Below are 14,564 nucleotides of genomic sequence, written 5' to 3'. Positions count from 1 at the left end.
ACTGCCCGCCCACGCCCCGAGCGAGGCCGGCACGCCGATCACCGTGATCCCCAAGCGCTGGCAGCTCTTCGCCTGAAGACGGGGGCGGCGCGACATCGCTGCGAAGGGGAGCCGGCTCTCAGCCAAGAAGACCGGGAGCCGAACGTTCGTTCGGCTCCCGGCGGCAAACGCATCCTGGATTCGTCGGCGACACTCAGCCTGCCCGATCCTGCAACGGAGGACGCAGCGTGGCCTGCGCCGCCACCACATCGTGGATGCGGACAGGCTTGATCGTCTCCAGGTCGCGAAGCTTGACCGCCGGCCGCACGGGGGCGACGTCCCTCGTCGCCTCAAGGAGAACTGCGCGCGCCACCGCGACGGCCGCGGTCGTTTCCTCTGCGCTCCAGGATGGATCGACGAGGAAGGCGAGGCTCCTCTCTCCGAGGCGGCGAGCGACGGGAAGCCGCTTGGCGGGACCAAGATGGGCGGAGGCGAACGCCTCCTCGAGATAGATTTCCGAGCAGCTGCCGGAGAAGCAGGGCACCCCGCCCTTCGCGATGGCGGCCACCAGCATGTTGCGCGTCCAGCCATCGGCAAGCCGTGACGGATCCAGATAGGCGTAGAGGCGGTACCAGGCGTGCGTATGCTGCGAAGCCAGTTCGGGGATCGAGACCAGCTGCAGATCCCTGAAGCCGTTCATCCAGATCCGTGCGTTGCGCTCCCGCTGCAGACGCCAGTCCTCCAGACGCTCGAGCTGCCGCAGACCGAGGACCGCCTGGATCGACATCATGCGCCAGTTCGTGCCGATCGACTGGTGAAGCCAGCGGAATCCCGGTGTTCCGAGGCCCTGATGGGACAGCGCGTAGGACTTGCCATGATCCTTCAGGCTCCAGGCCGCTTGCCAGAGGGCATCGTCGTCCATCGCGATGAGGCCACCCTCCCCGCCGGTCGTGATGATCTTGTCCTGGCAGAACGAAAAGGCCGCGATGTCGCCGAACGATCCGACGAGACGGCCGTCGTAGCGGGCGCCATGCGCCTGGGCACAGTCCTCGATGACCTTCAGGCCCCGGCGGCGGGCCAACCGCATGATCGGTTCCATCTCGCAGGGCCATCCCGCCAGATGAACGGGGATCACCGCCTTGGTCCGCGGGGTGATGCGGCGAGCGATCGTCTCGGCGGTCAGGTTGCCGGATAGGGGGTCCACGTCGGCAAAGACCGCCGTGGCGCCCGCGAAGGGGACGCAAGCGGCCGAGGCGACGAAGCTGCGCGGGGTGACGATGACCTCGTCGCCCGGTCCGATCCCCAGCACCCGCAAGGCGAGATCGAGGGCCACGGTGCCGTTGGCGACCGCGACCGCGTGGCGGCGTCCAAGGTGGTTCGCATAGGCCTCCTCGAAGCGGGCGACATGATCGCCCGTCCAGGCGTTGACCTTCGCGGACCGCAGCACCTCGACCACGTCGCAGATCTGTTCCTCGTCGTAGATCGGCCAGCGTTTCATGGGGATCGCTCCTTGGACAGTGTCGGAAGATCAGAAGACGTCGCGGACGAGCACGAAGGCCTCGGCGGCGCTCCGGTGAATGCGGGTCCCGCGCACGAGGGCGAGAGCGCGCAGCGCCTCGATCGAACGCTCGTGGGGGAAGGGGCGGACCTGGGACGCGAACATGGCCATCGCCTGGAGCTTGTGATCCAGGGTGTTCTCGATGTCGACGAACACCTGCGGCAGGAAGCCGGGCGTGACGTAGGGAGCGTTCCAGTTGGTTTCCGAGACCGTCTCGTAGGCGAGGATCCTGCGGGGATATTCGGCCTGATGCGGGCGGGCGGCGACGAGCGAGGACAGGAAGATCAGCTGGTGATCGAGATGCATGTCGCCGACGAAGGGAATGAAGAGCGTGTCGGGACGCAGCTCGCGGACGATCCCCTGCAGCGCGGCGTTCAGCGTCGAATGAGGCGTTTCGGCCAGCTTGGCCGCCGGCTGGTCGAGCCAGTGGGTTCGCGTGACGCCGAGATGCGCGTGGGCCGTTCGGGCCTCGGCGCGAATGCCCGCGACGGTCGCCTCGTCGAACTCCGGCAGGCTGCCACGCGTGACGACCGCCACGTGGGTCTCGCAGCCCTCGCCCGCGAGCCGGGCCATCGTCCCGCCGCAACCCAGGACCTCGTCGTCCGGATGGGGCGCGATCACGAGCACGCGGCCGAAGGAACCGAGAGCCCCGGTCATGACGCCGCACCGCCCGCAGCGTCCGAGGGCGCAAGTTCCGCCGCGGCCGAGGCGATCGTCGCCAGCATCCGCCGTTCGCCCCGGATGAGCACGAGCACCGTCATGAAGAGGATCCTGAGATCGAGGACGAGACTGCGGTGGCGCACGTACCAGAGGTCCAGGGTGAGTTTCTCGCAGTCGGAGAGCCGGGTGTTGCCGTTGACCTGGGCCCAGCCGGTCAGGCCCGGAAGGACGGCGCATCGCGCGATCCCCCAGTCGCCGAAGGCGGCGATCGTGCCGGGCAGGAGCGGACGCGGGCCGACGAGCGTCATGTCGCCGCGAACGATCGCCAGCAGTTGGGGAAGCTCGTCCAGGCGCCAGGCTCGCAGCAGCTGGGTCGCGCGAGTTTGCCTGAAGGCGTCGGGCAGAAGCGTGCCGTCGGGGCCGCGCGTGTCGCGCATGGTGCGGAACTTGCAGATCGTGAACGGCCTGGCCCCAAGGCCGCTGCGCGTCTGCCGGAACAGGAGCGGACGCCCGATGCTGGCATAGACGATGCCGGCAGCCAGCAACCAGAACGGCAGGGAAAGAAGGAGCAGGACCGCCGCCAACGCGCGGATCAACGCCGCCCGCCAGGGTACGGGTGTTCCGACCGCCGCTTCGCCCGTACGCCCCCCGGTCTCGATCCCGCTCATGGCATGCGGCCGAGGCTGGCGCTGGCAAGCGTCGCGCTGCGCGACCTCGACGCCGGATCGATGGCGACGAGCACGGTGTCGCCCGGGCCGAGATCGTCGAACACGTCGGCCTCGCGGGTGACGACGCGGCCGTCCACCTTGCTGCGCACCCGGTAGATGAAGACGATGGTGCTGTCCTGCGAGGCTTCCTCGGCGGTGAGGCTGCTGAGGAGCAGGATCTGCTTCTCCTTCGACTGCTGCGTGGCGAGAAGCCGTTCGATGTCGGCGTAGTGTCCCTGGAGCTCGGACAGGGCGGTGCGCGTGCGCAGGTCGGTCGCGTCCGAGAGAGCCCGCTGGAGATCGCCGAGTTCGCGGCGCGTCGACGACATCTGATTGTAGATCTCCAGGAGATGGGACTCCTGCGCGGTGACCTCGCGCTCGATGTTGGAGATCTCGGTGATGGTCTTGATGCCGCGCTTGTAGAGGGCCCGGCTGCGCTCGAGGTCGTCCCGCGCCGAATCGATGGCCGCCTTCTGGTTGGTCACCAGCTGGTCGAGATTCTTCAGCGCCCCGCCGACCTCCTCGATTGCGGCCGTCAGTTGGCCGATGCGCGTCTTGTAGCCGCGCGCCTCCACCTCGAGGATCTTCTGCTCCGTCGGCATCAGCGTCGCCCGGAGGCTTTCCGTCATGCTGGGACGCGCCTTGTCGGGAATGTCCTCGGCGCGAAGCTCGGCGCGCCCGTCGAGCTGCGCCTTGACGCGCGCCGCCGAGACGGCCGCGTGGGCAATCTCCACGGCGGTCTCGTCCATGTCGCCGCGCAGGCGGGCCTGCGTGATGATGCGATCCTCGGAGGTCGCGCCGCCGGTCGACTGCCCCCCGGCGAGCGCCACCGCCTGTTCGACGTTCATGTTCGGCTGGAAGGCGTAGGAGCCGGGCGACTTCACGTCGCCCAGAACGTAGATCGGGCGGAAGTTGACGATGGAGAAGGAGAACTGCGGGTCGATGAAGAGGCGGCGGTCGACGAACGCCTTGCGGATCGCGTCCGACGCCTCCGGGACCGTCAACCCCTCCACCTTGAAGCCGCCCAACAACGGCAGGTTGACCTGCCCGTTGCTGGCGACCGTCAGCTGTTCGGACGGCAGCGTGTCGTCGAGGAAATCGAAGGACGTGACGTCGCCGATGGTCAGCTGGTACTCGTCGACCGCCAGCCCCTTGGCGAGAGCGGGACCTGCCGGCCCGCAGAGAGCGCAGCCGACGGCCAGCACGGCTTGTGCGAGCAGACGCGCGCTCCTCCTGGCAAGTCGGGTCATGATCTCTCCTTATCGCTGTTCCCCGAGGCTAGAGCCGTTCGGGAGGGGCGGAGAGTTATCCATTCGGAGGGTCGGGATACGCCGGCATCGACCCGCTCTCCGCCATTCGGATAGCTGGATGCGACGGGGGGCGCCGTTATCGTCGAAGGCCTGTCGGCCCTTCGTCGAAGACCTGGGGCCCGACCCGCTTTCCCTGGAGCGCGCCCGTGACCTCGACGTCACGGGACACGCTCCGGACCTTTGATTCTGCCGCATGGTCCGACGGCGGGGCGGTTCCCGCCGCGCCCGGACAGGCTCTAGCGATCGGACGCGCCGTGCCGCACAAGGTCCTCCACACGATCACCGGGCTCAATGTCGGCGGGGCCGAGCACATGCTCGTCCGGTTCCTCGGGCAGCTCGATCCGGCGCAATACGCCTCGAGCGTCCTGTCGCTCCTGCCGCCCGGCCGGCTGGCGGCAGCGGCCTCGCAGCGGGCCGAGGTCGCCTCGGTCGGCATGGGCACACTGCCCCTGCCGCACCACCTTCTGCGCCTGAGGGCGCAGGTGCGCACCATCCGGCCGGATCTCCTGCACGGGTGGATGCATCACGGGAATCTGGCGGCGATGCTGGGCGTGCTGTCGGGTGCGGCCCACGCGCCGGTGATCTGGGGCGTCCATCATTCGATCACGCGGCTCGGTGACGAGAAGGCGTTGACGCGCGGCATCCTCCGGCTCTCAGCCAAGCTGTCGAGCCGCACGGCGGCGATCTGCTACTGCTCGCGCGTCGCCGCCGACGACCACGAGAGGATCGGCTTCGACACCGACCGCCGCGTCGTGATCCCGAACGGCACGGACTGCGCGGTCTTTGCGCCGTCCGGCGACGCCGGCGCCCGCCTGCGGCAGATGATCGGCATTCCTGCGGAGCGGATCGTCATCGGCCATGTCGCCCGCTTCCATCCGATGAAAGATCAGATCGCCCTGGTGCGCGCGGCGGCGCGACTGATCGCCGAGCGGCGCGACGTCCAGGTGGTCTTCATCGGCGAGGGCCATGGAGACGGGCCCGTGCGCCAGCAAGCGCAGGCGCTCGGCATTGATACGCGTGTTTCCACGCTCGGCGTGCGCGACGACGTCGCAACGCTCCTGCCGGGGTTCGACGTCTTCGCCTTGTCCTCGGCCTGGGGAGAGGCGTTCCCCCTGTCCGTCGGAGAGGCGATGGCGTGCGGCGTGCCCGTCGTCGCGACGGCGGTGGGAGACTGCCGATGGCTCGTCGGCCCGGCCGGCGCGGTGGTTCCGCCGAGCGACCCCGAGGCGCTCGTCACAGCCCTGCGCGACCTGGTCGACCTGCCGCCCGCCACGCGCCAAAACCTCGGCCGGAGGGCGCGCGAGCGGATCGTCGACGAATTCTCGCTGCCGGTCTACGCCAACCGGCACCTGGAACTCTACGAGCGGGCCCTCGACGCCCATCGCCGGCACGGCGCGGCCCGGCCCAGTCCTCTGCATCACGGAGAAACGGCATGACCCTTTCGGATGCGAGCATCGCCGTCGGCCGGTCCGCATCGTCCGACCAAGCGGGCGCGGCACCCTTGGCAGCCGGGCCGGCCGGCCGGCGGCCCGGGCGCCAGCACATCGTCGTCATCGCGAGCCTGACGCGCTCGCTCGTGATCTTCCGCCTCGAACTCCTCAAGGCCATGGTCGCCGCCGGCCACCGCGTCACGGCGCTGGCGCCCGACGACGACGCCGACGCGGCGCGAACCCTGGCCGGCATCGGCGTCGCGTTCCAGCGGATCCCGATGGCGCGGACGGGAACCAATCCGATCGCCGACCTCAGGACGATGGCCTCGCTCTACCGGACGATGCGATCGCTCTCCCCCGACATCCTCTTCGCCTACACGATGAAGCCGATCATCTACGGAGGCCTTGCCGCGCGCCTCGCCGGCGTTCGCCGGCGCTTCGCCATGTTCACCGGCTTCGGCTACATGTTCGGGTCTGAGGGAGAGACCGTGTCGGGTTCGGCGCTTCGCTGGCTGAGCGTCCAGCTCTATCGGCGCGCGCTCGTCGGCGCGTCCGCCGCCTTCTTCTACAACGACGCCGACGGCGAGGACATCCGGCGCCACGCGATGCTGGGCACGGGGACGCCGATGATCCCGATCTCAGGCTCGGGCGTCGACCTGGACCTCTACGAGCGACAGCCGATCCCGCCGGGCCCACCGGTCTTCCTCCTGGTCGCAAGGCTGCTTCGCGAGAAGGGCATTCTCGAATTCGCCGAGGCCGCCCGCGCCCTCAAGACGCGGTATCCGCAAGCGCGATTCCAGATTCTCGGACCGTTCTACGAGAGCCCCCTGGCGATCGGGCGCAGCGACCTGCAGCGGCTGCAGACGGACGGTGCGGTCGAATATCTCGGCGAAACGTCGGATGTCCGGCCGTACCTCTCCGCCTCCACGGTCTTCGTGCTTCCGTCCTATTATCGCGAAGGCATTCCCAGGAGCGCGCTCGAAGCCCTGGCGACGGGCCGCGCCATCGTCACCACCGACGCGCCGGGATGCCGCGAGACGGTGATCGACGGGCAGAACGGCGTTCTCGTTCCGCCGCGGGACGCCGGCGCCCTGGCCGCCGCCATGGCGCGATTCCTGGAGGATTCGGCGCTGGCCGTCACGATGGGCGCCCGATCGCGCCGACTGGCCGAGGAGCGCTTCGACGTCCACGCGATCAACCGCGTGCTTCTCGGCGCCCTGGAACTCTGAGGAGAACGCAGGGCGGGTCGATCAGCGCGTAAGCCCCGTTCGACGGCTGGAAGGGGCCGCCGGACGCTCCTCGCAGCCGAGCCAGTCGAGAAGCGAGCGCAGGCCTTCGTCGAGATCGCCCGGCCGGTAGCCGAGGCGGCCGATCTTCCTGATGTCGAGCGCGGGAAACCCCGGGTCCCCTTCCCCGACAGCCGCTTCGCCGGACACCTGGGCGGGGTCGGTCTCGGTGAGACGGCAGAGCCTGGCGGCGAGGTTCGCGATCGTGGTGCGCACGCCGCTTCCTACATTGTAGACGCCGCTCGCCTCCACCCGCAGGAGAAGGAACAGGGCGTCGCACACGTCGCCGACCGACACGAGGTCTGCGCCGAACGATCCGCCATGGGTGAGGACCACGGTCTCGTTTCGCTGCAGTCGCCGTGCAAGCGTCGCGACGGCACCGAGCGACTGGCCCGGTCCAAACACCGAGCCGAGGCGCAGGGTGGTCAGGGCGACGCCGTCGCGACGACAGACGAATTCGGCATAGGTTTCCTGCGCGATCTTGGACGTCAGATAGAAGACGCGGCCTGCGGGGAACATCGGCGCCCGCTCGTCCGGACGCTCGACGTGGGGCGCATAGGCGTTGGCGCTGGCGAGCTGGAACACGGACCGCACCCCCGCCGGGCGGGCGGCGTTCATCAGACGGAGCGTGCCAAGGGCGTTGCGTCGCCAGCATCGCCCGGCCTCGCAGGGATCGAGGTGGTCCCGAGGGATGTGGGCGGCGAGGTGCAGGAGGGCGTCGCAGCCGCGCAGAACATCCGGGTCGAGCGCCCCCTCGTCGTCCAGATCGAAGGCGACGCGCTCCCCGTCCGCCCTCTCGACGGCGCTCGGATCGCGGAGCAGGAACCGCACGCGATAGCCGAGCTCGCGGGCGCAGCGGACGACGTGCCGGCCGACGAAGCCGGTTCCTCCCGTCACGGCCAGAAGCGCCCCTCGCTCCATGGCTACAGGACGCGTTCCAGATCGTCCTGCGTCACCAGAATCTCGCTCTGGAAGCGCAGGATCGTCGCCTCCCGGATGGCCGGCTGGCGGATTTCCTCGCCGCCCAGCACGCGGCGAAGACACATTTCCACCTCGTTGAAGCCCAGCATGGCACGCAGGGGCGTCGTTCCCGAGAAGCGCGCGTTGATCTCGAAGACCCGGGGCCTGCCGTCGCGGTCCGTCCGGAACTGGAAGTTGGCGGGACCATAGGGCTGGAGGGTGCGACCGGCGCGCATGGTGAAGGCGTTCAACGCCTCGCTCGGCTCGGAATAGGCGCGATAGGTGTTGCCGTCCCGAAGGTCCCGGCGCAGGACGATCGAGGCCCGGGGCTCACCGTCGAAGACGAGCACGCTCGCCGTGTATTCCACGTTGGCGGTCCCGACGCACTCCTGGACCAGGAGGCCCGTCCGCCCGTCGAGGGCCTGCGCGAGCGCATCCCGATCGTTGACGAGCGACACGCCGACCGAGCGCGCCCCGACGCGCGGCTTGACGATCAGCGGGAAACCGACGGCGTCGATCAGCTCCTCCAGCGCGGCCGGGTCTTCGGGCAGGGCCGACAGCGGCGGATGAAGTCCTTCCCCGTCCAGGAACTGGAACGTGCGATACTTGTCGTCGGCGATCGCGATGACCTCGGGCCGGCTGACGATGACCCGCGTTCCGAACTCGGCCTCGAGCGCGGCGCGATGCTGCGAGAAGGCCGCCAGTTCGACGTCCGTGCCCACGAGCACCGCGTCCGGACGCTCGTCGCTGAGGATCGAGCGGATGCGGTCCATGAAGGCGGCATCGTCCGCGAAGGGTACGCGGAACGCCTTGTCCGCCCAGAACAGGCCGGCCGACAGCGGGTTCGGATCGGCCGCGAGGATCTCGGGCCGCAGGGACGAGCGGCGCAGGGACTGGATGATGCCCTGGCCCAGCACCGCCCCGGCCCCGGTCACCAGGATCTTGGTCATGGGAAAAACGCGCACAGGCGATCCTTCGTGGCTGGAGACATGCTTGTGGCTTGGATGGCGGATCGATGGGCCTCGCGATCCATCGGGATCCGCCTGCGGGACACCTCGATCCGGTCGCCAGACAACTCGACCATCGCCCATTCCGGGGTCCCGAGCGGATCGCGCGGCTGCCCGAGGGAGCCGAGCGTGAACACGGAGAGATCGCCCTCGTCGAAGCGACGGAACCGATGCGTGTGGCCGAAGATTCCCCAGCGAAGACCCCGGTCGGCGATCGCGGCGCCGGCCGCCTTCGCGTCCTCGCGAGCTGCCAGATATCGCCAGTCGCCGGGGGCATAGGGATTGGCGTGGGCGATCAGCGCCCGCCCGTTCACCCATTCCTGCGTCCAGGCGAATTCCGCGAGCGCGCGCGCGTCGTCGGTCTCCTCGCAGGTCCAGTCGACCGTCTCGCGAATCCAGTCCGGCAGCGCGTCGAGATACGCCGTCCGCCCCTGCCGCCGGTCCAGATACATCTGGTCGTGATTGCCGAGGACGAGAACGCCGCCATGTCGCGCCAGGGCTTCGTCCGTCAGCTCGATCACCTCCCGGGGGTCGACGCCGTAGGTCAGGAGATCGCCCAGGATGACCAGCGCGTCGAAGCCTTCCGCCTCCGCCGCGCGAAGCGCTGCCCGGTAGGTTCCGGCCACGGCATGCATGTCGCTGAGGACGGCAATGCGCATTTTTCCCCCGTCTGGCCGAAGCCTTCGCCGGCGCCCGTCCCGCGGCCGGACGGACCGTGGACCGCCGCGTCCGGCATTCAGAAATCGCGGCTGAAGTAGCGTTTCACCTGCCGCCGGTGCGCACGGGTCCGGCAGAAGGCTACCGCCCCTTCCGCATTCGGATCGACGCCGTTCAGCACCACGCCGATCGGTCGGATGTCGCCGGCCGCCAGCCGGCGGCTGGCTTCCTCCAGCGCTTCCTCGCTCGTGCCTCCCCAGGCCGCGATCACGACCACGCCGTCGGTATGGGGCGCGATGGCCATCGCGTCGTCGACCACGAGAAGCGGCGGCGAATCGACGACCACGAAATCGTAGTCCGAACGAAGCCTGGCGATCAGCGACTGGAGGCTGCCCGCGCCGAGCACCTTGGGGATGTGGATCGCCAGGGGCGACGAGACAATCACGTCAAGGCCCGGAATGCCGGGTATCGGCTGGGCGACATCTTCGAGGCTGCTCCGGCCGTACAGGAAATCCTCGAGATTGGGGTGGTTCTCCGCGACCCAGCCTGCCTTCTCCATTCCGCGGGTGCGAAGGTCGAGATCGATGAGGACGGTGCGCGTCCCCTCGAACGCGGCGGCGACCGCGAGACCGACGGCCGTCGTGGTCTTGCCTTCGCCCGGCAGGCTCGACGTGACGAGGACGACCTGTCCCCCCTCCTGCGATCTGGGCATGCGCCGACAAGCGGCGTAGATCGATCGGAATCCTTCGGCGACGGCGGAACGGGGATACTCGCACATGTAGCCGAGGACGTCGTAGCGCCGCTTGCGGAACGGGCGCGGAAGCTTCGGGATCGCGGACAGGGCGGGCGCGCGCGCGATCTGGGCCCCGCGTTTGGGGTGACGCAGGCTCGTGTCGAGCGTTTCGAGGCCGACGACGGCAAACAGTGCCAGGAAGACGGAGCCGACGAACCCGCCGGCGACGAGAACGTAGGTTTTCGGGAACGACGGGTCGATCGGCACCGCGGCGTAGGACAGGACGCTGGCGTTGGGCGTCACGATCTGGGCGTAGGGATCGAGCTTGCCGAGGCGCTCGGACACCACGTCGTAGAGCTGCTGCTCGGTCGTCAGGTCGCGGTTGAGCTCGCGCAGGCGGATGTCGGATTCGGCGCGCTTGCGCAATTCGCCTTCCGAGACGGCGAGGTCCTGCTCGAGCTTGCGCACGCGCCCCTGCGCCACACGCACGTCGTTCATGACGCCCGCCTCGATCCGTTGCACCTCCTGCGCGATCATCGCGTCGAGACTGGCGACCTTCGCATCGGCCTCCTGGATCAGCGGATGGTTCGCACCGAAGTTGCGAGCGATCTGCGCCCTGTCGTTCAGCGCGGTCGCCTCCTCCCCCCGCAGCTTGGTCAGGAAGTCGGACGCCAGGAGCGGCCCGATGCCGTCGGCCGACGCCTCCTTGCCCATCCGGATCTGGTCGAGGCGCGCCTGCGCCTGCGTCAGTTCGCCCCTGGCGACGCTGAGCTGCTCGTTGGCCTGTTGCAGGGTCGCCCGCAGGAGATCGTCGCGAGGATCGCTCGACACGCCCTTCTCACGCCCGAAGCTGGCGATGTTGGTTTCGAGCAGCGAAATCCGCAAGGCGAGTTCGCGGCTTTGCTGCCGCAGGAACTCCACCGAATCCTTCGTGCTCTTCAGCTTCATTTCGCCGGACCACTCGAGATAGAGGCGGGTCACCGCATCGGCCAGCGCCGCCGCCATCTTCGGGTCGTTGTCGTTGACGGTCACGGTGATGGCGTAGCTCTCGCCGTTCCGCGAGATCGAGAACTTGGACAGGAGCACCGTGATCGCCCGGTCGCGCTGCACCGAAGGCAGCGGCAGGGGCGCGTTGTCCTCCTCGCCGAAGCTCGGCAGCGCGCTCTTGACCCAGAGCACCGCGGACGAGAGGCCGGCGGCCACGAACCCTTGCGGTTCCTCGGCGTCGGTCGCCGGGGGGCGCGGCAGGAACGTGTTGAAGCCGGGATCGGCGATGAGATTAAGCGAATCGACGATGCGGCCGGCAAAGACGCGCGACGTCATCAGATCCGTCTCCGTGTCCATGCGGGGGGTGTTCGGCGCCATCGTCTGGGGTTGGCTCGACACCTCCAGGAGATTGGGATCATCCTGCTTCAGAAGGATCATCGAGCGCGCGGTATAGGTCTTCTCGAGCCCGACGCTCGCGGCCAGCGAGAGAAGCGTTCCCGCAAGCGTGATGGCGAGGATCAGGGGCAGGCGACGGCGGGCGACGGCGAACGCGTCCCGCACTCCGAAGCTGCCGGCCTGTTGCTGGTCGTCCTGGATGGACCGGAAGGCGGTCGGCATGTGGTCGTCGTGAAGGATGCCGATGGTCATGGATCACCCGATCTGCAACAAAACGCCTGTCATCGCGGGGCTTGGGAGCGAGGTCCCCCGCGAAAATTATTCCGACGTTTCGCGGGCTTGCTCCATCGCACCAAACGGATGAGGCGGGCATCACCCCCGCCCTATCCTTTCGGATAGCCGTAGCGCCGGAGGAGCCATCCTCCCAGGAGGTCGAAATGAGCTCGCTGGCGGGGTGAAAGACGCGTGCGCCAGTCGTCGCTGCGCTCGAGGCGTATGGATTTCGTCATGCGCAGGCGGCTGCCGGCGATCTGATGCACCGGATGGATCGCGTCCCCCCGCACGAGCGCGTCGGCGATCGCAGCGAAGTCCAGTCCCGTCAGTTCTCCGATGGCGGCGAGCCCGGCTCGCGGATCGGCGATGAAATCCTCGTAGCGGATCTGGAGATAGTGCTGCGGTCCGACCCTCCGGCGCAGCATCTCGGCCGCCAGGTTGACAAGGCACCACCGGATGGCCGTGCGGAAGGCGGGCTTGGACACGAGCTTCTTCTGGAGGCCCGCCTTGGCGTCGACCTCGTAGGGGCGGAGCATCGAGGCGGCGACGCCTCGCCCGTCGCGCACGAGGTGGATCACCCGGAGGTCGACTGCTCCCGTCGCGTGGAGGGCGAGAGCTCGCCCCGGCAGCTTGGAGGAATCGATCACGATGTCCTTTCCTGACTGCGAGCGGATCGCGTCGAAGAGAGAGAGCGTGCGCGCCGCGTATCGGTCGAAGGCCCGCCGGAACAGGGTCCGCCGGAGCAGGCGGACCGGACTGACGATGGCCTCGACGTCGGCCTGCAGCCGGTGATAGGCCGGCAGGGACGCGGCATCGTCCGGCCGCGCCAGCCATGTCGACCCGATCTCGCCCCAGCGTTCGCATTCGGGAGCGGTCTTGCCGCAGGAGCAGTACTCCCTTCGAGGCCAGACATGGCGCGACAAGGTCGTGACCTCGCCCGCGCTCACGACGGCAGGATGCTGGCCGAGGATCATATCGAGAAGGGTCGAGCCGCTTCTGCCGTAGCCGGCGATGTAGACGATGCGAGGGGGGCGGGTGCGGTCGGGCATCGATCCTCCAGGACAAGGTTCGGCGGGCCGGCGCGGTTCGACCGGGCCCGCCTCAGACCGCGGAACGCTCGGCAAGGCCGGGCGCGCGGGACAAGCCGCCGAAGCCGCTCGCGGGTCTGCGTGACAGCGCGTTCTGCCGCAGTCCGGCGAGCGTCGGGCCCATGATCAGGAGCATCGCCGTGTAGAGGTAGGGCGTGTAGAGATGCGCCCGCGCGTTGGAGATGACCAGGAGGCAGGCGAAAGCAGCCAGGGCCGCCGCCCGCCCGCGGCGCATGATCCTCTCGCTCCTGGCCCGGCTCCACAGGACGATGCCGCTCGACAGAAGCATCAGCCAACCGATCAAGGGCAGGATCCCGCCCTCGACCCACAGGATCAGGAAGACGTTGTGGACCGGCACTTCCTGCACGCTGACGTCGCGGAACTGATCGGCGCCCAGACCGAGAAAGAGGATCTCGCGCTTCTCGATCGTGTCGAGCGCCTCCCAATTCAGGTCGGAGCGGGACATGTAGGTGCCGGCTTCGGACACATCGCCTTCGACCACGGCCGCCAGCACGCGCTTCTGGAACGTATGGGGCAGATAGTCGAGGCCGCCGCCAGCGACGAAGCCGACCGGAATGCACAGGGCGACGGCGAGGCGCAGGAAGTGCTTCGCCTGGAAGGTCAGGCCGCCATAGACGAGGAGGCCGACGACAACCACGATGAGCCCCGTGTTCGAACTCGTCAGGACGAGGGAGAAGACGGTGACGGCGAGATAGACCCATCCCAGCAGCTTGCCGATCCGGCCCTCGGCCAGAAGCCAGACGAGAACCAGGATGGCGACGGCGTTGATGCAGGCCGCGCCGTTGGGATTGGCGATCAGGGTCGCCAGCCGCAGGTTGCCGGTCACCACCAGGGAACTCGGCGTGTAGCCGACGACGAAATAGGTCGCGATCCCGTGGAGATCGAGGAGGACGATGCTGGTCGCGAACACGACCAGCATCCGGTAGCATTCGTCCAGTGTCGGCCTGAGAAGCACGAAGGGCAGAACCAGGAAGCCGAAGCCGTATTGCACCGTCAGGATCATGCCCCGGACGGGATCTCCGTTGATCAGGCTGCTGACGTGGAGACCGGCAACGATCAGCACCAGGGCGGGGAACCAGGTCCAGGCCACCACGCCGAGCGGCGAGCGAGGCATCGTGCCGCGATAGAGCTTCATCGCGAACACGAGGCTGTAGAGGGCGCTGCTCAGGGTGAAGGCGATGTCGATGCGCAGGTTGATGAAGGGCGCGAGCAGGATGCCGGCATAGGTCGTCCATGTCTCCAGGCGGCTTTCCGTACGTGTCCCGCCGCTGACCATGCCGACCCCACTCCGAAGTTGTGCCGCGCCGGTCCTGCGGAGCGACGCCCGGTCCGCCTGGCCGGCCCTTACGAACCCGATGCGGACAGCCCCTTGCCCGCCGTCGATCGGATGCCGGCCGCGACGAGGCTTCAGTGTGTCTCCCGGCGCGACGCCTCGCAAATACCCCGATCGGACAGGCCGGCACGGGCGCGCCTATCCAACAGGCGTAGGCGCAACGCATGGGAGCGCCGAAA

At 68.6% G+C, this 14,564-nt stretch carries 12 protein-coding genes; 2 read left to right on the top strand and 10 right to left on the bottom strand.

The features are described 5' to 3' along the window. Window positions 1-193 precede the first annotated feature (193 nt). From ASF65_RS07430 to ASF65_RS07415, 4 genes are read right to left on the bottom strand one after another with little or no spacing between them, the layout of a single operon-like run. Window positions 194-1,477 carry a DegT/DnrJ/EryC1/StrS aminotransferase family protein gene (locus ASF65_RS07430; RefSeq protein WP_082505250.1) on the bottom strand — a complete coding sequence of 428 codons (1,284 nt, stop codon included), beginning with the start codon at window positions 1,475-1,477 and terminating at the stop codon, window positions 194-196. Window positions 1,478-1,507: 30 nt separating this feature from the next. After that, window positions 1,508-2,194, bottom strand: a complete 687-nt coding sequence (locus tag ASF65_RS07425; RefSeq protein ID WP_055887377.1) for a PIG-L deacetylase family protein — start codon at window positions 2,192-2,194, stop codon at window positions 1,508-1,510. Beyond that, window positions 2,191-2,865, bottom strand: a complete 675-nt coding sequence (locus ASF65_RS07420; RefSeq protein WP_082505249.1) for a sugar transferase — start codon at window positions 2,863-2,865, stop codon at window positions 2,191-2,193. The genes ASF65_RS07425 and ASF65_RS07420 overlap by 4 nt, the downstream gene beginning before the upstream one ends. Continuing rightward, on the bottom strand, window positions 2,862-4,154 hold the full coding sequence (locus tag ASF65_RS07415; protein ID WP_082505248.1) for a polysaccharide biosynthesis/export family protein: 1,293 nt from the start codon (window positions 4,152-4,154) through the stop codon (window positions 2,862-2,864). The genes ASF65_RS07420 and ASF65_RS07415 overlap by 4 nt, the downstream gene beginning before the upstream one ends. 314 nt (window positions 4,155-4,468) lie before the next feature. Between ASF65_RS07415 and ASF65_RS07410 the strand changes: the two genes are divergently transcribed. Both ASF65_RS07410 and ASF65_RS07405 read left to right on the top strand, forming a co-directional pair. Further along, window positions 4,469-5,650 (top strand): glycosyltransferase, encoded by a 1,182-nt coding sequence (locus ASF65_RS07410; protein WP_055887368.1) that lies wholly within the window; start codon window positions 4,469-4,471, stop codon window positions 5,648-5,650. Further along, window positions 5,647-6,873: a glycosyltransferase family 4 protein gene (locus ASF65_RS07405; RefSeq protein WP_055887365.1), complete on the top strand. Its 1,227-nt coding sequence runs from the start codon at window positions 5,647-5,649 to the stop codon at window positions 6,871-6,873. The genes ASF65_RS07410 and ASF65_RS07405 overlap by 4 nt, the downstream gene beginning before the upstream one ends. 21 nt (window positions 6,874-6,894) lie before the next feature. Here the strand turns inward: ASF65_RS07405 and ASF65_RS07400 are convergent, their stop codons facing one another. The 6 genes from ASF65_RS07400 to ASF65_RS07375 all read right to left on the bottom strand — a co-directional run bounded on the left by ASF65_RS07400 (window position 6,895) and on the right by ASF65_RS07375 (window position 14,328). After that, window positions 6,895-7,827 (bottom strand): NAD(P)-dependent oxidoreductase, encoded by a 933-nt coding sequence (locus ASF65_RS07400; protein ID WP_200940009.1) that lies wholly within the window; start codon window positions 7,825-7,827, stop codon window positions 6,895-6,897. A gap of 26 nt (window positions 7,828-7,853) precedes the next feature. Further along, window positions 7,854-8,840 (bottom strand): ATP-grasp domain-containing protein, encoded by a 987-nt coding sequence (locus tag ASF65_RS07395; protein WP_055887364.1) that lies wholly within the window; start codon window positions 8,838-8,840, stop codon window positions 7,854-7,856. Then, window positions 8,837-9,556 carry a metallophosphoesterase family protein gene (locus ASF65_RS07390; RefSeq protein WP_055887361.1) on the bottom strand — a complete coding sequence of 240 codons (720 nt, stop codon included), beginning with the start codon at window positions 9,554-9,556 and terminating at the stop codon, window positions 8,837-8,839. Before ASF65_RS07390 ends, ASF65_RS07395 begins: the two co-directional genes overlap by 4 nt. A 77-nt stretch (window positions 9,557-9,633) precedes the next feature. Beyond that, a complete protein-coding gene (locus ASF65_RS07385; RefSeq protein WP_055887358.1) occupies window positions 9,634-11,922 on the bottom strand; it encodes a polysaccharide biosynthesis tyrosine autokinase in 2,289 nt (762 codons plus the stop codon). A gap of 131 nt (window positions 11,923-12,053) precedes the next feature. Continuing rightward, complete coding sequence (locus ASF65_RS07380) at window positions 12,054-12,992, bottom strand: sulfotransferase (protein WP_055887356.1); 939 nt, start codon at window positions 12,990-12,992, stop codon at window positions 12,054-12,056. A gap of 52 nt (window positions 12,993-13,044) precedes the next feature. Continuing rightward, the gene (locus ASF65_RS07375; RefSeq protein WP_055887353.1) at window positions 13,045-14,328 is read right to left on the bottom strand and encodes an O-antigen ligase family protein; all 1,284 of its coding nucleotides are present in this window, start codon (window positions 14,326-14,328) and stop codon (window positions 13,045-13,047) included. Window positions 14,329-14,564: the final 236 nt, after the last annotated feature.

The organism is Aureimonas sp. Leaf324 (genome assembly GCF_001423245.1).
GTDB lineage: Bacteria > Pseudomonadota > Alphaproteobacteria > Rhizobiales > Rhizobiaceae > Aureimonas.
The sequence above is the reverse complement of the archived record's forward strand: the minus strand, read 5'-3'. Positions and strand labels throughout refer to the sequence as shown.

Coding starts and splice junctions, on each gene's coding strand:
- ASF65_RS07430 (WP_082505250.1), bottom strand. CDS start 1,477: ATGAAACGCTGGCCGATCTACGACGAGGAACAGATCTGCGACGTGGTC.
- ASF65_RS07425 (WP_055887377.1), bottom strand. CDS start 2,194: ATGACCGGGGCTCTCGGTTCCTTCGGCCGCGTGCTCGTGATCGCGCCC.
- ASF65_RS07420 (WP_082505249.1), bottom strand. CDS start 2,865: ATGAGCGGGATCGAGACCGGGGGGCGTACGGGCGAAGCGGCGGTCGGA.
- ASF65_RS07415 (WP_082505248.1), bottom strand. CDS start 4,154: ATGACCCGACTTGCCAGGAGGAGCGCGCGTCTGCTCGCACAAGCCGTG.
- ASF65_RS07405 (WP_055887365.1), top strand. CDS start 5,647: ATGACCCTTTCGGATGCGAGCATCGCCGTCGGCCGGTCCGCATCGTCC.
- ASF65_RS07395 (WP_055887364.1), bottom strand. CDS start 8,840: ATGACCAAGATCCTGGTGACCGGGGCCGGGGCGGTGCTGGGCCAGGGC.
- ASF65_RS07390 (WP_055887361.1), bottom strand. CDS start 9,556: ATGCGCATTGCCGTCCTCAGCGACATGCATGCCGTGGCCGGAACCTAC.
- ASF65_RS07385 (WP_055887358.1), bottom strand. CDS start 11,922: ATGACCATCGGCATCCTTCACGACGACCACATGCCGACCGCCTTCCGG.
- ASF65_RS07380 (WP_055887356.1), bottom strand. CDS start 12,992: ATGCCCGACCGCACCCGCCCCCCTCGCATCGTCTACATCGCCGGCTAC.
- ASF65_RS07375 (WP_055887353.1), bottom strand. CDS start 14,328: ATGGTCAGCGGCGGGACACGTACGGAAAGCCGCCTGGAGACATGGACG.